The organism is Neobacillus niacini (assembly GCF_030817595.1).
GTDB lineage: Bacteria > Bacillota > Bacilli > Bacillales > Cytobacillaceae > Neobacillus > Neobacillus niacini_G.
The window spans coordinates 5,877,688-5,895,388 of sequence record NZ_JAUSZN010000001.1; the positions used below are offsets into that span (position 1 = coordinate 5,877,688).

The 17,701-nt window shown below is 39.9% G+C and carries 20 protein-coding genes and 1 other annotated feature; of the genes, 15 read left to right on the forward strand and 5 right to left on the reverse strand.

Going from position 1 to position 17,701, the window contains the following annotated elements; all coding sequences use genetic code 11:
- Nucleotides 1-63 precede the first annotated feature (63 nt).
- The 5 genes from QFZ31_RS27875 (at nt 64) to minD (ending at nt 4,210) form a co-directional block, all read left to right on the forward strand.
- Nucleotides 64-1,086, forward strand: a complete 1,023-nt coding sequence (locus QFZ31_RS27875) for a rod shape-determining protein (RefSeq protein WP_179602002.1) — start codon at nt 64-66, stop codon at nt 1,084-1,086.
- A 109-nt stretch (nt 1,087-1,195) separates the two neighbouring features.
- Nucleotides 1,196-2,083 carry a rod shape-determining protein MreC gene (gene mreC, locus QFZ31_RS27880; protein ID WP_307309425.1) on the forward strand — a complete coding sequence of 296 codons (888 nt, stop codon included), beginning with the start codon at nt 1,196-1,198 and terminating at the stop codon, nt 2,081-2,083.
- The gene (mreD, locus tag QFZ31_RS27885; RefSeq protein ID WP_307309428.1) at nt 2,080-2,598 is read left to right on the forward strand and encodes a rod shape-determining protein MreD; all 519 of its coding nucleotides are present in this window, start codon (nt 2,080-2,082) and stop codon (nt 2,596-2,598) included. Before mreC ends, mreD begins: the two co-directional genes overlap by 4 nt.
- Before the next feature lie 126 nt (nt 2,599-2,724).
- Nucleotides 2,725-3,405 carry a septum site-determining protein MinC gene (gene minC, locus QFZ31_RS27890; protein WP_179602005.1) on the forward strand — a complete coding sequence of 227 codons (681 nt, stop codon included), beginning with the start codon at nt 2,725-2,727 and terminating at the stop codon, nt 3,403-3,405.
- Between the two features lies 1 nt (nt 3,406).
- Nucleotides 3,407-4,210 (forward strand): septum site-determining protein MinD, encoded by an 804-nt coding sequence (gene minD / locus QFZ31_RS27895; RefSeq protein ID WP_179602006.1) that lies wholly within the window; start codon nt 3,407-3,409, stop codon nt 4,208-4,210.
- A gap of 239 nt (nt 4,211-4,449) precedes the next feature.
- On the opposite strand, the gene QFZ31_RS27900 is transcribed toward minD, so the two are convergent.
- The 3 genes from QFZ31_RS27900 to QFZ31_RS27910 form a co-directional block, all read right to left on the reverse strand.
- A complete protein-coding gene (locus QFZ31_RS27900; protein WP_307309435.1) occupies nt 4,450-4,896 on the reverse strand; it encodes a hypothetical protein in 447 nt (148 codons plus the stop codon).
- Nucleotides 4,897-4,926: 30 nt separating this feature from the next.
- Nucleotides 4,927-5,307: an adenosylmethionine decarboxylase gene (gene speD, locus QFZ31_RS27905; protein WP_307309437.1), complete on the reverse strand. Its 381-nt coding sequence runs from the start codon at nt 5,305-5,307 to the stop codon at nt 4,927-4,929.
- Nucleotides 5,308-5,453: 146 nt separating this feature from the next.
- Complete coding sequence (locus QFZ31_RS27910; protein ID WP_307309440.1) at nt 5,454-7,235, reverse strand: spermidine synthase; 1,782 nt, start codon at nt 7,233-7,235, stop codon at nt 5,454-5,456.
- Between the two features lie 337 nt (nt 7,236-7,572).
- Here QFZ31_RS27910 and QFZ31_RS27915 point away from each other — a divergent pair, with 337 nt between their 5' ends.
- The 10 genes from QFZ31_RS27915 to pheA all read left to right on the forward strand — a co-directional run bounded on the left by QFZ31_RS27915 (nt 7,573) and on the right by pheA (nt 15,380).
- Nucleotides 7,573-8,358, forward strand: coding sequence for a M23 family metallopeptidase (locus QFZ31_RS27915; RefSeq protein WP_307309442.1), 786 nt, complete (start codon nt 7,573-7,575; stop codon nt 8,356-8,358).
- A complete protein-coding gene (locus QFZ31_RS27920) occupies nt 8,351-9,217 on the forward strand; it encodes a M50 family metallopeptidase (RefSeq protein WP_307309445.1) in 867 nt (288 codons plus the stop codon). Before QFZ31_RS27915 ends, QFZ31_RS27920 begins: the two co-directional genes overlap by 8 nt.
- Nucleotides 9,218-9,301: 84 nt before the next feature.
- Entirely contained in the window at nt 9,302-10,762 is a 1,461-nt protein-coding gene (locus tag QFZ31_RS27925) for an Rne/Rng family ribonuclease (RefSeq protein WP_307309448.1), read from the forward strand.
- A gap of 48 nt (nt 10,763-10,810) precedes the next feature.
- Nucleotides 10,811-10,892, forward strand: a sequence feature (ribosomal protein L21 leader region).
- 12 nt (nt 10,893-10,904) lie between these two features.
- Complete coding sequence (gene rplU, locus QFZ31_RS27930) at nt 10,905-11,213, forward strand: 50S ribosomal protein L21 (protein ID WP_306076106.1); 309 nt, start codon at nt 10,905-10,907, stop codon at nt 11,211-11,213.
- 15 nt (nt 11,214-11,228) lie between these two features.
- Nucleotides 11,229-11,558, forward strand: coding sequence for a ribosomal-processing cysteine protease Prp (locus QFZ31_RS27935; RefSeq protein ID WP_179602017.1), 330 nt, complete (start codon nt 11,229-11,231; stop codon nt 11,556-11,558).
- Nucleotides 11,559-11,570: 12 nt separating this feature from the next.
- Nucleotides 11,571-11,864: a 50S ribosomal protein L27 gene (rpmA, locus tag QFZ31_RS27940; RefSeq protein WP_307309452.1), complete on the forward strand. Its 294-nt coding sequence runs from the start codon at nt 11,571-11,573 to the stop codon at nt 11,862-11,864.
- A gap of 213 nt (nt 11,865-12,077) precedes the next feature.
- Nucleotides 12,078-12,608, forward strand: a complete 531-nt coding sequence (locus QFZ31_RS27945) for a sporulation initiation phosphotransferase B (RefSeq protein ID WP_307309454.1) — start codon at nt 12,078-12,080, stop codon at nt 12,606-12,608.
- Nucleotides 12,609-12,651: 43 nt separating this feature from the next.
- Nucleotides 12,652-13,941: a GTPase ObgE gene (obgE, locus tag QFZ31_RS27950; RefSeq protein WP_179602021.1), complete on the forward strand. Its 1,290-nt coding sequence runs from the start codon at nt 12,652-12,654 to the stop codon at nt 13,939-13,941.
- Nucleotides 13,942-14,030: 89 nt separating this feature from the next.
- Nucleotides 14,031-14,486, forward strand: a complete 456-nt coding sequence (locus QFZ31_RS27955; protein WP_179602023.1) for an ACT domain-containing protein — start codon at nt 14,031-14,033, stop codon at nt 14,484-14,486.
- Nucleotides 14,487-14,534: 48 nt separating this feature from the next.
- Nucleotides 14,535-15,380 carry a prephenate dehydratase gene (pheA, locus tag QFZ31_RS27960; RefSeq protein WP_179602025.1) on the forward strand — a complete coding sequence of 282 codons (846 nt, stop codon included), beginning with the start codon at nt 14,535-14,537 and terminating at the stop codon, nt 15,378-15,380.
- 569 nt (nt 15,381-15,949) lie between these two features.
- Here the strand turns inward: pheA and QFZ31_RS27965 are convergent.
- Nucleotides 15,950-16,489: a transcription repressor NadR gene (locus tag QFZ31_RS27965; protein WP_306076101.1), complete on the reverse strand. Its 540-nt coding sequence runs from the start codon at nt 16,487-16,489 to the stop codon at nt 15,950-15,952.
- Between the two features lie 39 nt (nt 16,490-16,528).
- Complete coding sequence (locus QFZ31_RS27970) at nt 16,529-17,659, reverse strand: IscS subfamily cysteine desulfurase (RefSeq protein ID WP_307309461.1); 1,131 nt, start codon at nt 17,657-17,659, stop codon at nt 16,529-16,531.
- Nucleotides 17,660-17,701: the final 42 nt, after the last annotated feature.

Here is a 17,701-nt window from a genome sequence, read left to right on the forward strand (position 1 = left end):
CATGAATAGAAGGTATATTCACTTACCTTTAGCTATTTTCGTATCAGAAAGGGAGAAACAACTATGTTTGGAATTGGGACTAGAGACCTTGGTATTGACTTGGGGACTGCAAATACCCTTGTTTATGTAAAAGGTAAAGGGATTGTATTAAGAGAGCCATCTGTTGTGGCGATGCAGACAGACACGAAATCCATTGTCGCGGTTGGTAATGACGCGAAGAACATGATTGGACGTACACCAGGAAATGTTGTTGCGATGAGACCAATGAAGGATGGAGTTATTGCGGACTTTGAAATTACCGCAGCTATGATGAAACATCATATTCGCCAGGCGATTAAAAGTAAGAGCATTTTCTCCGGTAAGCCTTATGTAATGGTATGTGTTCCATCTGGAATAACCGCTGTTGAGGAAAGAGCTGTTATTGACGCAACACGTCAAGCTGGAGCTAAGGACGCTTATACGATTGAAGAGCCATTTGCGGCTGCAATCGGGGCAAACCTGCCTGTTTGGGAGCCAACTGGCAGTATGGTTGTTGATATCGGCGGTGGTACGACAGAAGTAGCAATTATTTCTTTAGGCGGAATAGTTACAAGTATCTCCATTCGTGTGGCTGGCGATGAAATGGACGAATCAATCGTTTCTTATATCCGAAAAAATTATAATCTTATGATTGGTGAACGTACGGCTGAAGCGATTAAAATGGAAGTTGGTTCTGCTGGTGACTCTGAGGGTATCGATAATATGGAAATTCGCGGACGTGATTTACTGACTGGTTTGCCAAAAACGATTGAAATCACTGCGAAGGAAATTGGTGTGGCATTAAAAGATACAGTCTATGCGATTGTCGAGGCTGTGAAAAATACATTAGAAAAAACACCGCCAGAGCTTGCAGCTGATATTATGGACCGGGGAATTGTTTTAACAGGCGGCGGCGCCTTGCTTCGAAATCTGGACAAGGTGATTAGTGAAGAAACCAACATGCCTGTTCTTATTGCAGAAAACCCGTTAGATTGCGTAGCAATCGGTACAGGAAAAGCCTTAGACCATATTCAACTATTTAAAAACAAAGCTAAAGAGTCTAGATAAAAACGAAAAGCGGAAGCGCCTTGCACAGGGACTTATGGCCCCCAAGTCCATAGGCGCTGGAGCTAGACACAAAAAGAGAATCTACGTAGAAAAATAGAGGTGTATAATCATGCCACAGTTCTTTTTGAATAAACGATTGATCGTTTTGCTGGTTAGCATAATTGTTCTCGTGGCATTGATTGGGTTTTCGTTAAGGGAGAGAAGTAAACTATCCTGGCCGGAGCAGTTCTTAAAGGATACTGCCGGCTTGGTTCAATCCCTGGTCTCAAAGCCTGCTCATTTGGTTGCAGGTTTTTTTGAGAATCTTCAGGACTTGCAAAATACATATGAAGAGAATAAAGAATTAAAATCACGGATGGAGAAACTTGTTAGCCTTGAAGCACAGGTACAGGAGCTGGAAAAGGACAATAAAGAGCTGCGTGATATTCTCGGTGAAGAAGAGACCCTGAGAGATTTTGAACCTTTACAGGCAACAGTAATAGGTAGAAACCCTGATCGTTGGCATGAAATGATTATTATCAATAAAGGAAAAACAGACGGAATTAAAAAAAATATGGCAGTTGTCACGGCACATGGCTTAATCGGCAAGGTGAAAACCGTCAATCAATTTAGCTCAACCGTTCAACTATTGAGTGCGATGGATCCAAAGAATCGAATCTCTGCTATTGTCCAAGGTGACACAAACGTTTTTGGTCTTGTGGAAGGCTATGATGAAGAGAAAAAAGCATTATTAATAAAAGCGATTCCTTCTGGGGTTGAAATTAAAAAGGGGCAAAATGTCATCACCTCTGGTCTAGGCGGCGTCTTTCCTCAAGGTTTGCAAATTGGTAAAGTAATTGAGGTTAAGCCTGATCAGTATGGATTGAACCAAACTGCGTTAGTTGAACCAGGTGCGGATTTTTACGATTTAGAAAATATCATTGTGATAACCAGAACAATTGCTCAGCCTAGTGAAGCAGATATGACGGGTGAAGGAGAGGAGGAGGAGGATTTGTGAAGAAATTCCTGCTTCCTCTTTTGTTTCTATTCCTTTTCTTATTAGAGAGCCTGTTTGCTCAATATGCCCCTCCAGAAGTTTTTGGCCGCAACTATATTTTGGCGCCTCATTTTCTGTTCGGAGGTATCTTGTTCCTTGCCATCTATGCAGGCAAAAAATACGGAATCATTTATGCGGCTATTTTTGGACTACTATTTGATATCGTTTGGATTGAAATTATTGGCATTTACCTGTTTCTTTTTCCATTCATTACGTACCTTATTTCGAAAATCATGCACGTCCTTCAGACAAATATCATTGTTGCATTTTTTGTGTCTCTAGTGGGGATTGCCTTGCTGGAATTGGGTGTCTATGAAATGAACTTTTTAATCCATATCACCACACTTGATTTTATGAGTTTTCTTGAAATGCGTTTTTATCCTTCACTCATTTTAAATGCCGCTTTCCTTTTGATTGCTGCGTATCCTTTAAAGCGTCATTTTGAAAGTTTTGCAGAAAGCTTACGAGATGAATAAGATTTGTATTTCTTTTTAAAAAAAGGAGAATACATAAAGCGTGTCGAATTGTATAATAAAAGTGTGTCTATGTGTTTCCAGATGCCGCATGAATGTGTTTCTTATTATTTGAGGTGAGTTTTCTCCATGAAAAAGCGACAAAATGTTACGATAAAAGGTACGAAGGATGGAATTGTCCTTCATCTTGATGATAGCTGTTCCTATGAGGACTTAAAAAAAGAGCTCGATGATAAACTTTCAGCAAATCAAACAACTGAAGGTGAGCGTCATTTAACTCCTGTTAAAGTTGATGTTGGCAACAGGTACTTGAGTGATGCTCAACGTGAAGAAATAAAAAATCTTATTCGCCAAAAAAAGAATTTAGTGGTCGATGATATTGAATCGAATGTGGTCACAAGAGCAGAAGTGGACAAGCTAAGAGCGGAAAATGAAGTTGTTACCGTATCGCGTATTATTCGCTCTGGACAGGTGTTAGAAGTTCCTGGGGATTTATTGCTCATTGGGGATGTGAATCCAGGTGGGACGGTAGTAGCAGGCGGTAATATTTTTATCATGGGTACATTAAAAGGGATAGCGCATGCTGGCGTATTCGGAAATGATCAAGCGGTTATTTCAGCATCAAGTATGCAGCCTTCCCAACTAAGGATTAGTGACTGTATCAACCGTGCCCCTGATAACGCTCAAAAAACAGAAAAGCGTGAGATGGAATGTGCGTACATCGACGATAACCATCAAATCATCGTAGATAGATTGCAAGTTTTAATAAATTTAAGGCCTAATTTAAATAGATTCGAAGGGGGACATTAATGTGGGAGAGGCAATAGTAATTACATCCGGTAAAGGCGGCGTCGGAAAAACCACGACTTCCGCTAATATAGGTACAGCGTTGGCCCTTCAAGGCAAAAAAGTATGCTTAGTAGATACAGATATTGGCCTTCGAAATTTAGATGTTGTTATGGGGCTCGAGAATCGAATTATTTATGATCTTGTGGACGTGGTGGAAGGTAGATGTAAAATCCACCAAGCACTCGTAAAAGATAAGAGATTCGAAGATTTATTGTATTTGCTTCCAGCAGCGCAGACAGTTGATAAGTCAGCTGTTACGCCAGAACAGATGCACAAGCTAATTAATGAGCTTAAGCAAGACTATGATTATATTATTATTGATTGCCCTGCGGGAATTGAACAAGGTTTCCAAAATGCGATTGCCGGGGCGGACCGTGCGATTGTCGTTACGACTCCTGAAGTTTCAGCCGTTCGTGACGCAGATCGAATCATTGGTTTACTTGAGAAAGCAAAGACCGTCGAGTCACCGAAGCTTGTCATTAACCGTATTCGAAACCATATGATGAAAAGCGGCGATATGTTAGATGTAGATGAAATCACTACACATTTATCCATTGAGTTAATTGGGATTGTCGCAGATGATGAGGAAGTAATCAAAGCATCTAATCATGGTGAACCGATTGCCTTAAATCCGAATAGTAAAGCATCTATCGCATATCGTAACATCGCTAGACGTATTCTGGGTGAATCGATTCCATTACAGCCACTCGAAGACAAGAACAAAAGTGTATTTGGTAAAATTAAACAATTCTTTGGTGTTAGATAATAGGTAAAAGCCTGTCCATATTGGTGTAGACAGGCTTTTTTTTTGTTATTAATTGGTAGAAAATGTCTAAACGTCCAAAACTATATAAAAATAGTCCAAAACCTCAAGGAAAATGTCCAAAACTACCTGAAAATAGTCCAAAACCTGATGGAAATTGTTCAAAACCTCATGAAAAAAGTCCAAATAGCAAGTTCCTAGGTTTGGTCGCACTCCCATGTGCATACGCAGATTGAAATATTTTAAAATCCAATTAAATGCAAGGTGAGTGACGCTCTATTATATCGCGGTAGTCTACCTCTAGGAGCATACGTGTCAGCAATAAAGATACCAATTGTATCACCAGCATACAAGTAAGCTTGAACATTTATTCCTGTGCTGGTACTTATCCCGTTTGCGTCAAAAGTGGAACCTATCAGTGGGTCAGATCCATCATGCCGCCGGTTGATATTGAACATCACCGTTTGCTCTTCCTCTAGTATAACGGATACATCCGCTGTGATCTGATAAACACCTGAATTGTGTACTGTAATACTATTTGAGGCAATATCCGGTCGGGTATTTTGATAGGGTCCAGCTATTGTAAAATCTATTAAATTCCCAGTCACGAGAGGAATAATTTTATCATGGGGCAAATCTTGTTTATATAATGATCCATAAGTGAATGGCTTTACGTTTTTGGTTCTCATATGTTTCCACCTTGGTTTAATAGGCAAAGGTCAATTGCCTAATTCTTCACACGTAATCGTTTGTGGATAGGAAACTCCTCGAGAAATGGAGTATACCATTGATTGTTTGGAAGATAATTCCTTAATAAGGAATTCTACTTGAGGTGTAAGCTCTAGAGTTCCGCACGTATAAAAGTCTAATGACACGTACCTTTCCTCCGGCCAAGTATGAATCGATAAATGAGAAGTGGATAAAACCAGCATCCCTGTTACACCTTGTGGCTCAAATTGGTGGAAGTAAGAGTATAAAATCTCCATATTTGCATCAAGAGCCGCTTTTTTACACATTCCTTCTAAAAATTTGATGTCATTTAAATGAATCGAATCGCACTCAAATGCGTCAATGATAATATGCTTTCCTTCTTTGCTCAAAGCCTCATCATTCCCCTCCGTTTTCCTTTATGGTATGGGATTTACCAAAAAATAAATTGTACGGTTGTCCATGTTTTAAAGAAATAATACCTAAAAAGTTGCTCTACTCGTTGAACAACTCAAGGAGTAGAGTCTTTTTTTGCAGGTTACCTTCGCAGTTCTTGATTATAAATTTCATGTAATTTTAGGTTAGACAAGGTATTCATATGTGAATTTTCCTGGACTGACCGAAATTTTGACGGAAAGACAAATAAAGTCGATAGGTCATTAGGGAGCGTTTGATAAGGGACAGCTACCTTTCTATTGTGCAAATGAAGCGGCTTTTTTGATGCAAGGTGAAATCCCCAATCCCCGAATGAAGGAACTTCGGTATGGTAACTCCTAACATGCATTCCTGTCCCTTTTAGTGATAAACCAATGCTCCAGTATACAAATGGAGCATATTCTGGTGAATGAGATTGACAGACTAGAATGCCATCTTTCGTAAGAAGATTGGATAATTTCTTGAAAAATTCCACCGTATACAATCGGCTCAACATTTCATCGCCCGGATCTGGCAAGTCCACAATGATGACATCATACGGTTCCTTTTGTTCTTTTTGAAATACCTGGATATCTTTTTGATGGACGGATACTCGCTTATCGTGGAGTGCTCGTTGGTTTAGGTTCGCTACCTTTGGTATATTACTCGCCATGTGGATCATTAATGGATCAAGGTCAACTAGGTCAATATGCTTCACATCTGGGTATTTAAGAACTTCACGAATGGCAAATCCATCGCCACCGCCGGCAATCAGAATACGTTCCCGTTTTTGAACCATGGTAAGTGCCGGATGAACAAGTGCCTCATGATAGATTTGTTCGTCTAAAGAACTAAATTGTAGCTGTTTGTCTAGATATAAACGCACATCTCTTGTCTCCAAAACTTTTACACAATCCCCTTTTGTTCCGCCTTCATAAAGTAATCTGTGTGGATTGGAGAGCAGATGACGAAGTTCTTTCGTTTCGTCTTGGTCTTGAATATCCTTTGAATTTGCTGAAAGAAGTGTGTGGAGATTTAGGGATCTAATTGAGTTAACCATAGCTTGATTTCTGACTGATCTCACCCGGTTCGAAAAAGTAAACCATGAATAAAGATCTTCAGGAAGTGTCCGATTTTGTATATTAATCTTTTTTTCTTCCCCCCGTACTAACCGTTTTTTCGCTGCAAGATGAAATCCGCAATCTCCAAACCAAGGAACATTAACATGATAGTTCAGAGTGTAAAGGGAAGAACTCTGCAGTGTTTTATCAATACTCCAGAATGCCAACGGATTGTCTTCAGGTGAGGAAGACGTGATAACCAATATACCGCAATCGGTTAGAAGGTTAGACAATTTTTTGAAAAATTCTTTTGTGTATAATTTACTATCTTGCTTGGTTACTGGATCTGGTAGTTTTGCGATTATCACATCAAAATGATGCTGATTTGTTTGTAGAAAATCATATATGCTACTCTGGTTTATTTGAACGCGATTATCAAAAAAAGAATTCTCGTTCATTTCATAAAGTTCAGGTGTTTTCTGGGCTGCTATAAGGGTTTCTGGGGATAAGGATACAAGACTAACCTGGCAAAGGTCCGAGTATTTGAGGACCTCTCGCAGTGCTAGTCCGCACTCATCCCCGATAATTAATACGCGTTTTTGCTGGTCTGAAAAAACAAATGCCGGATGGACTAGTGCTTCATGATAGATTCGTTCATCCATTGAATTCCAAACTAATTGATCATTCCGGTATAAACGTATATTTTTCGTTTCTAACAAAAGTACGTCTTGGTATGGACTCTTGCCTTCAAAAAGAATTTGGTGAGGGCCCATTAACAATTGCTGTAACTCAATTAAATCGTAAACATCACCACGAAAAGAATCATGTTTGTCACTTGTAGACAAAATCATTCACCTCTATTTATTTTACTTACAGCCATTATATGGATAAGCACTAAAAATGTGTGGCTTATCCACAAATCCATGAAAGTTTCAGTTAACCATTACTGAATTTAATTTATAATTGGTAATATATGTCTAAACGTCCAAAACGCTGTGAAAAATGTCCATAACCATGTGAAAATAGTCCAAAACACTTTAAAAAATGTCCAAAACCATGCGGAGAATGTCCAAAGCCACGAGGAAAACATTCGATAACCCTAAATAAATGTTCCTAGAGTCATACTCTTAAGGACAACCTCATAGACTTGTACAAAAAGGTCACTAAAGGTTGGTGGGTATTATGCGGTCTACTCCAGAAGAAATACGGCGACGAATCGCAAAGCGGAAAAGGGAGCAAGGATCATCAGCAAAAGGTCCAGAACGAGAAATTACCTGGCCGGGGGAGGATGAAAAATACGGCGCGAATCATTTCTCTTCCTATGAAGCAGGTAAGGATGATGGCATCCATCCATTATTCAAAAAGGAAGTTTTCATTTTTAAAATCTTGGCATCTGCACTATTATTTCTTGTGATCGCCATTATGTTCCGAGAAAACACAGCATCATTTGCTCCAGCAAAGGATTTTGTGTTGAAAACCATGGAGCAGGATTTTAAATTTGCCACCGTATCAAAATGGTACGAGGATCAATTTGGTAAGCCATTAGCTCTTTTGCCGTTTACAGATAAAGAAAAAGGTGGAGAGCAAAACGTGGTCGAGAAAGACCCTGATATACCTGTATTTTCAGGTAAAGTCCTTGAAAATTTTGAGAAAAATGGACAGGGAATTATGATTGAAACAACAAAGGGCGCTACTGTTGAAGCGATGAAAGAGGGAAATGTCATGTTTGCTGGTGTTAAGGAAGACACGGGTAAAACCGTCATCATCCAGCACGCAGATCAGACGCAATCTACCTATGGAAATCTCGATGAAATAAAAGTTAGTTTATATGAATTTATTGAAACGGAAACTGTCGTGGGCACAGCCTCAGAATCAACGGGTGAGGACAAAACAAAGGGTAAGTATTATTTTTCTATTAAAAAAGGCGATGATTTCATCGACCCTATACAGGTGATCCGCTTTGAATAGAGTCATATATTTATTACAACATGTTTATATCCATCCTTTGTTATGGTTTGTCATTGCAATATCGATTGCTACAGCACATTTCCTCGAGGTATGCCTTTTGATTGGCATCATTTTCATCCATGAAATGGGGCATGCTGCTGCGGCTTCTTTTTTTTCATGGCGTATAAAGAAAATCACCCTCCTCCCCTTTGGCGGGGTGGCTGAAATGGAGGAGCACGGGAACCGGCCGTTAAAGGAAGAGGCAATTGTTGTTCTCGTAGGACCTGCTCAGCACATTTGGATGGTGGCATTAGCTTTCGGGCTATTCAACTTTGAGTTAATTCCTGAAGATATGTTTCAATTGTTTTTTCACTACAATCTTATGATATTTATCTTTAATCTGTTTCCCGTCTGGCCGCTTGACGGAGGAAAGTTGATATTCATGTTTCTTTCCTTAAAAAAATCATTTCCCATAGCGCACCGATTAACATTAATCATTTCTTTTTTAAGTGTTGGAATCTTTTCGGTAGTTACGCTCCTAGCCGCTCCGCAGCAACTAAACGTCTGGATTATCGTAGGCTTCTTATTATTTTCCCTTTATCACGAGTGGAAGCAACGCCGCTACATCTTTATGAGATTTTTACTTGAGCGCTACTATGGTAAAAAAAGCGACCTTCAAGCTCTTAAGCCCATCCAAGCCAATGAACAGGATCTGCTCATTGACGTTTTAGAAAAATTCCAGCGGGGCTGCAAACACCCGATAATTGTTGAAAGTGATGGCAAAGAAAAAGGGATGCTGGATGAGAATGAATTGCTGCATGCCTATTTTTCAGAAAAACGATTAACGGATAAAATCAGTGACCTTCTCTTTTCTTACTAATTAGGTATAATATAAAATATTAGAAAAAAGGCTCCAGCCCATAGGCGCTGAAGCTGGATTAGCCTAAAAAGTGAGGACGAAGGTTTGGAAAAGTTAATCATAAATGCGATGTCGAATGAAAAGAGATTTGCTCTTGTAAGTAACAATACAGTTGAAAATATTATTTTTGACCGACCAGAGCAGCGATCTTTGGTCGGTAATATTTATTATGGGACCGTGACCAAGGTTTTGCCTGGTATGAATGCAGCCTTTATAGATATTGGCGAAGAGAAAAACGCCTATTTACATCGTGATGTGCTCACGTCGTATGTTTTATCACCGGAACGAAGTATTGATAAAGAAAAGAAAAGTGTATCCTCCTTTGTTCATCAGGGAGAAAAGTTATTAGTACAAGTAGATAAGGACGCAACAGGCGTTAAAGGTGCTAGAGTGACAGGCATTATTGAAATCCCTGGGGACAACCTTATTTATATGCCTCAAGGTCGCTATGTGGCAGTCTCTAAAAAAATTGTTGATGAAAAGGACGATCTTCGCAGTTTTGGTATGAAACTGAAAGGTGAAGAGGAAGGCATAATTTTTCGCACATCAAGTATCTCAACTACTCAAGAGGAAATGGAAAAGGAACTAAGTACTTTACGAAGCCAGTATGCAGAACTATTGGAGAAAGCAGCGTCTTTTAAAAAGCCGGGGATCCTATATCAGAACGATACCTTTACCGAATTAGTCCTTGAGTCCATCAAGGATATGTCGTCGGGTGAAGTGTTTGTTGATGAACTCTCATTAAAACAACAAATACAAACGAAAAACCCTAATCTAAAAGTTACCTATTATAACGGGAAAGAAAATATCTTCACCCTTCATCGGATTGAGCATGAAATTGATAAAGCACTAAAGCGAATCGTCTGGCTCGACAATGGTGCCTATTTAATTTTTGATGAAACCGAGGCTTTAACGATAATCGACGTTAATACCGGAAAGTTCTCCGGTAAAAATGATTATCAGGACACGGTGGTAAAAACCAATACCCTAGCTGCAATTGAGACTGCCCGTCAGCTGAAACTGCGTGATATTGGCGGAATCGTCCTAATTGACTTTATTGACATGAAAAACGAGAAGGACAAACGTTACATACAAGATACGATTGAGAAGGAATTCCAGAAGGATAAAACTAGGACCAAAATCATCGGTTTTACCTCACTTGGTATCCTGCAGTTAACAAGGAAGAAAACAAAGGTCTCACTTTCAGAAGCCCTTCAGGAAAAATGCCCAACTTGCGATGGAACAGGAAAAATACTAAGTGCAGAGACAATAGCATTCCGCCTAGAACGCGAATTGTTAGAACATCGAAATTCTGATGCTGAAGCAGTTTTAGTTGAAACTACCATAAAGGTAAAAGAGGCTATCGAACCACATCTCAAAATGTTAGAAGAATGGCTGCAGTTTAAAGTATTTTTCTCGATTCAGTCATCTACGACACATTACTATGATATAAAACAATTTGGGAATCATGCCGAAATAGCGAAAAAAGCCGGAGAACCTTATTGACACTTTCGCCTATACCATGATAAAATTATCGATGTTATGTTTGTAGCACCCGTGCTACAACCGCACATCACAGGTATTAAGTCTAATGCGCAAAGCTTAGCGCCTGTATATGGCGAGTCTGAGTTTATAAGGAGGTGCAAGTATGTACGCAATTATCGAAACAGGTGGTAAGCAATTGAAAGTAGAAGCTGGTCAAGCTATCTACATCGAGAAGCTTAACGCTGAAGCAGGCGAAACAGTTACATTTGATAAGGTTTTATTCGTTGGTGGAGATAACGTGAAAGTAGGTAGCCCATTAGTTGAAGGCGCTACTGTAACGGCTAAAGTTGAAAAACAAGGTCGTCAAAAGAAAATCATCGTTTTCAAATACAAAGCGAAGAAAAACAACCGTAAAAAGCAAGGTCATCGTCAACCATACACTAAAGTTGTGATCGAAGCGATCAACGCGTAAGGTGTTGTGCAATAGATGATATCTATTACAATTAATCGTTCTGAATCCGAATCAATTCAATCCTTTATAATAAGTGGTCATGCATTCTTCGCCGATCGAGGAAAGGATATCGTCTGTGCAGGCGCATCCGCAGTATCCATCGGCGCAATCAATGCTGTACATGCCTTAACAGGTGTGACTCCAGAGATTGAACAGGGAGATGGCTTTCTCCGCTGTGTTGTTCCAGATAGACTTCCGGAAAACATAAATGAGAAAGTTCAGCTTCTTCTAGAAGGTATGATTATATCATTACAAACGATTGAAGAAGAGTACGGAGAACACATAAAAATAACCTTCAAAAAGTAGGAGGTGGAATACATGTTATTAAAATTAGATCTTCAGTTGTTTGCATCTAAAAAGGGAGTAGGTTCTACAAAGAACGGACGTGACTCTATCTCAAAGCGCCTTGGCGCTAAGCGTGCAGATGGTCAATTCGTATCTGGTGGTTCAATCCTTTACCGTCAACGCGGTACAAAGATTTACCCAGGTGAAAACGTAGGACGTGGAGGAGACGACACTCTTTTTGCGAAAATCGACGGCGTTGTGAAATTCGAACGTTTTGGTCGTGATCGTAAAAAAGTGAGCGTTTATCCAACAGCTCAAGAAGCGTAAGCTTTCAGTGAAAACTCTAACCTGATTGGTTAGGGTTTTCTTTTTTAAACAATAAGGAAAAATTATCCAATAAAAACTCCAATTTGATCTCCCAAAAGTAGCCTCATAATACCTCAATTGGAAAACATTCACGCAAAAGTGCTTACTCATGTGAACTTTTTTGATATACTAACAGAAAATAGTCTTTTCGACACATAGGCTAGGAGTGCGATTATGGAAAAAGAATGGGATATCGTTGAAGTGCTGCGGCACTCACGACATGATTGGCTGAATAGGCTGCAGTTAATCAAAGGGAACTTGGATTTAAATAGAATTGACCGGGCGAAAGCATATATAAATGAAATTGTAATCGAAGCACAGCATGAATCGAAGCTGTCGAATTTTCATTTGCCTGGATTTGCCTCCTTGCTTTTAAAATCAAATTGGGAGAATCATTTATTTCAACTTGAATATGAGGTTCTTAACGATTTAGAGGCAGTGAAAATAAATGATGACATTCTGTCGAATTGGACAAAATCCTTCTTTATTTGTTTAGATCAGGCGATTGAGGCCTTTCAAGAAAATCATTTATCAATAACAATTCAACCGCAATCAAATGGAGTTCGTTTCTTTTTTGATTTTAGCGGAATAATAATAAAAAAAGAACTGATTGAACAATTCCTGATCTCCTCGGAAATCGAAGTGAAGGTCAAGGAATTCTCAGTAAGCGAATTAGGATTAGAAATCTTTATGCCTGTGGTATAGGGCGAAATCTTGGTTCGCCATCAGTCAAATCAGGAGGATTCACATGTTTGTCGATCAAACGAAGATATACGTAAAAGGCGGAGACGGCGGTAATGGAATGGTCGCGTTTCGCCGTGAAAAATATGTTCCAATGGGCGGACCTGCTGGCGGAGACGGCGGTAAGGGTGCCGATGTAGTTTTTGAGGTAAATGAGGGCTTGCGTACGTTAATGGATTTCCGTTATCAGCGTCATTGGAAAGCGCCGCGTGGTGAACATGGTATGTCCAAAAATCAGCACGGGAAAAATGCCAAAGATATGATTGTTAAGGTACCACCAGGCACAGTTGTAATGGATGCAGAAACAAAAGAAGTCATTGCCGATCTAGTTGAGAATGGTCAGCGTGCCGTCATTGCCAAGGGAGGTCGTGGAGGTAGAGGAAATTCTCGGTTTGCGACACCTTCAAACCCTGCGCCAGAACTTGCTGAAAATGGAGAACCAGGACAAGAGCGCGATGTTATCCTTGAGTTAAAACTGCTTGCAGATGTTGGACTCGTTGGATTCCCTAGCGTTGGAAAATCAACATTACTATCAGTCGTTTCTTCAGCAAAACCAAAAATAGCTGAATATCATTTTACAACGATTGTCCCTAATCTTGGGATGGTTGAAACAGAGGACAATAGAAGTTTTGTTATGGCCGACCTTCCAGGATTGATTGAAGGTGCGAGTGAGGGTGTTGGACTAGGACATCAATTCTTACGTCATATTGAACGGACACGGGTTATCGTTCATGTAATCGATATGGCTGCGATGGAAGGACGCGATCCTTATGAGGATTATCTGACTATCAATAAAGAGCTAGAAGAGTATAACCTCCGCTTAACAGAGCGTCCGCAAATTATTGTTGCGAATAAAATGGACATGCCGGAAGCCGAAGAAAATTTACAGAAATTTAAAGAGCGTTTAGAAGAGGACTTTCCGATTTTCCCGATTTCTGCTCTATCAAGAAAAGGTTTAAGAGAGCTATTATATGCAATTGCTGACAAAATCGAGGAGACTCCAGAATTTCCGCTTGATCATGAAGAAGAGGAAACAGGAGTTAATCGCGTACTTTATAAACATGAGGCAGATCCTGAGGCTTTCTATATCACAAGAGAACCAGACGGCTCATTCGTTATTCAAGGGGAAAAGGTTGAAAAATTATTTAAGATGACCAATTTCCAAACGGAGGAATCTGTTCGTCGTTTTGCTAGACAGCTTCGTGGTTTAGGGGTGGACGAGGCTTTACGAGCAAAAGGTGCAAAAGATGGGGATACCGTTAAATTATTAGACTTCGAATTTGAATTTGTTGACTAGATACGAACATGTCTTTGAGAAATTATAGCCAGAGCGCCCCGATTTCGTAACACGGGCGCTTATGCTTTTCAAATCGGGTGGGTAGAGAGATGAAAAATGAAAAATTTGATAAAAAATTTTACTTAATTAGAGAAGACGTCTTGCCTGAAGCGATGAAGAAAACACTTGATGTGAAGGAAATGCTCGAAAGGGGTAAGGCTGAGTCTATTTGGGATGCGGTCCAGCAAGTAGACTTAAGCAGAAGTGCCTATTATAAATATAGGGACACGGTATTTCCATTTTCCACGATTGTAAAGGAACGATTAGTTACGCTCTTTTTTCATCTTGAAGATCGTTCAGGTACTTTGTCTAAGCTTCTTAGTGTAGTTGCTTCTTCTGGCTGCAATGTGTTAACCATTCATCAAACGATTCCATTGCAAGGAAGGGCAAACGTGACACTTTCGTTGAATACCACCGAGATTTCTACAGATATAGATGAACTGCTTTTAGAATTACGTAAGCTTGAATTCGTAGAAAAAGTTGAAGTGCTTGGAACAGGCGCATAATGGATTTTTTTACAACAGAGAGATTTTTGTTAGGGAGTGTGTGGAGTCATGAAAGTTGGTTTTTTAGGACCAAAGGCAACCTTTACCGAATTAGCGGTGAAGAAGGTTTTTCCTGGATTTGAGCTTGAACCATATCGGACCATTCCTGAATCCATGGATGCGGTTGTCAGTGAAAAAGTGGAACTAGCCGTTGTTCCTGTTGAAAATACCCTTGAAGGTACAGTAAATATTACATTGGATTACCTAACACATGTGGTTCAATTACCGATTGTCGGTGAAATTACCATTCCAATTAAACAGCATTTGATGGTTCACCCGGATAATCAAGAAATATGGCAGGATGTTACTAAGGTGTACAGTCACTCGCATGCCATTGCGCAGTGTCATAAGTTCTTACATAATCAGTTTCATGGGGTACCTTATGAAAGTGTCAGCTCGACTGCTGCGGCAGCGAAAATGGTAATGGATCACCCAGAACAGCGTATTGCCGCGATCGCCAATGAATTAGCAGCTGAAGAATATGGATTATCTATAGTTCAACGCGACATTCATGATTTTGATCATAATCATACTCGCTTTTTTGTCTTATCTGAAAAGGGGATTAATTTTGAGGAGTTTAGTGGTTCATCCCATTATAAAACTACTCTAATGGTGACACTTCCGACGGATAAGGCGGGAACGCTCCATATGGTACTATCAGCCTTTGCTTGGCGAAAAATAAATCTGTCAAAAATTGAATCAAGACCTATGAAAACAGGTATTGGCAATTATTTCTTTATTATTGATTTGGAAATGAAGCTTGATGACGTTTTAATTCCAGGCGCAATGGCCGAGCTTGAAGCACTAGGATGCGGCGTTACATTGCTAGGAAGCTATCCTTCAAAAATGGTTTAATTGAAATTAAAGTACCGGGCAAATGCTCGGTACTTTTTTGCCATTATAGTGGTGGAGGTATGTATGTATTGATCCTTATTCGAGAAATTGCACGTGCAGAGCCCTGATTGAGGACAAATCATGAGGTGACTAAACCGAGATTAGTCCTCAAGAGCCCTAATTGGGTACAAATCATGAGGTGACTAAACCAAGATTAGTCCTCAAGAGCCCTGATTGAGGACAAATCATGAGGTGACTAAACCGAGATTAGTCCTCAAGAGCCCTAATTGAGTACAAATCATGAGGTGACTAAACTAAGATTAGTCCTCAAGAGCCCTGATTGAGTGCAAATCATGAGTTACCTAAACCGAGATTAGTCCTCAACAGCCCTAATTGAGTACAAATCATGAGGTGACTAAACTAAGATTAGTCCTCAAGAGCCCTAATTGAGTACAAATCATGAAGTGACTAAACTGAGATTAGTCCTCAAGAGCCCTATTTGAGTATAAATCCCAAGTTCCGAAGCGGAGAATAGTCCTTGAGAATAAAAAAAGCAGCCAATCCTATGATTGGCCACCATTCAATTGCGTCTAGTATTCAATTAAAAAGCCAGCTTCCTTCAAAGCGGCTTCGGTTTTGTCTAAGGTTTGAACAGAAGAAGCAGCAATCGTATGAAGATGAATCCCGCCTGTTAATTCCGATAATAACGCAGCCTTCGTCTTATAGATGTTATCTAAGAATTGTTTTACCTCTTGGCGATTGGATACCATGATCGAGGCTGTTAAATCTCCGTAAACCGCATGCTCGATTTTAACATCCTTTACTAATACACCATGATCCACCATTAAATTTAGCTCTTTTTCTGTGTCATCAGGTGAGTGCCTGCAAGCAATCGTCCTTTCAAATGTTTGTGTGCCTGTGTTTTGCTTAAAATATAAATAACCTTGACTTGTTGCGATAATCGGCTCCTCTTTTGCTTTTAGGAGTGTAATATCCCCGACAATCACCTGCCTGCTAACATTTGTTCGTGTTGCTAACTCGCTTCCTGTAAGCGGTACAGGGCTGTCTTTTAGCAGCTGCAGGATGAAAGCTCTCCTTTCATCGCCAAGAATCTTTTTTTGTTCAGCCATAAGTACCTCCTCATATTTCAACCCTATTTTACCATAATTCTATAGTTTAAATTTCTTCACGATATCTACAATAGTTTCCCCAAGCTTCACTACATCTTCCATCTTCGTTGTCTTGCCAAACGAAATACGGATAAATTCCTTTGCCTCTTGAGGGCTTAATCCTAAAGCTTGTGTCACTTTTGCTGGAGCTTGCATACCAATTTGACAAGCACTTCCGGTTGAAATCGCGAATCCGTACCGGTTACATTCAAGCATCATCCATTGACCTTCAACACCAGAGATCCGCAATCCGATAATTGAAGGTAACTGTGAGTCAGGAGCTGCTTCAAAAACAACCACAGAGTCCTTAATAGGATTAAGCGACTCCATTAAAGTGGCTCGAAGCTGTAAAAATCGATCGTGACATTGAGAAAGTTGGTCATGTATCTTTTGAGCAGCTGCGGTCATAGAAGCGATAGCAGGGACGTTCACCGTGCCTGGTCTAAAGCCTCTCTCATGTGATCCTCCTGGAAAAAAAGCTCTCCAAGAAATAGCCGGATCAACATAAACTCCGCCAACCCCTTTGGGACCATAAATTTTATGACCAGCAATGGAGAAGCTTGTGACCAGTGGCGCGATTTTTTTTAACTCTATTTTTCCAAAAGATTGAACAAAATCACTGTGAAAATGGATATCATGCTCTCTGCAAATACGAGCGATATCTTCAATCGGCTGAATTGTGCCTATTTCAGAATTAACATGCTGCACTGTCACTAAAACTGTTTCAGGAGTAATCGCATTCACCAATTCTTCTATGTCAATGAGACCGGAAGAGTTAAGCGGTAAATAAGTAATGCTATACCCTTCTAACCGGTTGAGAATACCGTGAATGGATGAATGCTCGGCCATCCCAGCGAGGATGTGCTTCCCAGCTTTTTTAGGAGCTGACAATAATGCCTCAATCGCTAAAAAATTCCCCTCCGAACCACCGCTAGTAAAGTATAAACCTTTTTTATTTATTCCTAAAAGATTTGCCAGCTCTTCACGGCAATTCTCTAACAAGTCCTGTGACTGCCCGCCAAAATCATGGAGGGAGCTTGAGTTTCCAAAGAACTCAGTTGAAGCCTGCACAAACACCTCTGCAGCTTCAGAATCTAATGGAGTCGTCGCGGCAAAATCAAAATAAATCATTAGTAATCTCCAATACTCTTATTTTTTTATTACGAAAAAAAT

Bases quoted from the DNA above. Each gene is read 5' to 3' on its own strand.
- QFZ31_RS27875 (WP_179602002.1), top strand. From the start codon at position 64: ATGTTTGGAATTGGGACTAGAGACCTTGGTATTGACTTGGGGACTGCA.
- mreC (WP_307309425.1), top strand. From the start codon at position 1,196: ATGCCACAGTTCTTTTTGAATAAACGATTGATCGTTTTGCTGGTTAGC.
- minC (WP_179602005.1), top strand. From the start codon at position 2,725: ATGAAAAAGCGACAAAATGTTACGATAAAAGGTACGAAGGATGGAATT.
- QFZ31_RS27900 (WP_307309435.1), bottom strand. From the start codon at position 4,896: ATGAGAACCAAAAACGTAAAGCCATTCACTTATGGATCATTATATAAA.
- QFZ31_RS27915 (WP_307309442.1), top strand. From the start codon at position 7,573: ATGCGGTCTACTCCAGAAGAAATACGGCGACGAATCGCAAAGCGGAAA.
- rplU (WP_306076106.1), top strand. From the start codon at position 10,905: ATGTACGCAATTATCGAAACAGGTGGTAAGCAATTGAAAGTAGAAGCT.
- QFZ31_RS27935 (WP_179602017.1), top strand. From the start codon at position 11,229: ATGATATCTATTACAATTAATCGTTCTGAATCCGAATCAATTCAATCC.
- rpmA (WP_307309452.1), top strand. From the start codon at position 11,571: ATGTTATTAAAATTAGATCTTCAGTTGTTTGCATCTAAAAAGGGAGTA.
- QFZ31_RS27945 (WP_307309454.1), top strand. From the start codon at position 12,078: ATGGAAAAAGAATGGGATATCGTTGAAGTGCTGCGGCACTCACGACAT.
- obgE (WP_179602021.1), top strand. From the start codon at position 12,652: ATGTTTGTCGATCAAACGAAGATATACGTAAAAGGCGGAGACGGCGGT.
- QFZ31_RS27955 (WP_179602023.1), top strand. From the start codon at position 14,031: ATGAAAAATGAAAAATTTGATAAAAAATTTTACTTAATTAGAGAAGAC.
- pheA (WP_179602025.1), top strand. From the start codon at position 14,535: ATGAAAGTTGGTTTTTTAGGACCAAAGGCAACCTTTACCGAATTAGCG.
- QFZ31_RS27965 (WP_306076101.1), bottom strand. From the start codon at position 16,489: ATGGCTGAACAAAAAAAGATTCTTGGCGATGAAAGGAGAGCTTTCATC.
- QFZ31_RS27970 (WP_307309461.1), bottom strand. From the start codon at position 17,659: ATGATTTATTTTGATTTTGCCGCGACGACTCCATTAGATTCTGAAGCT.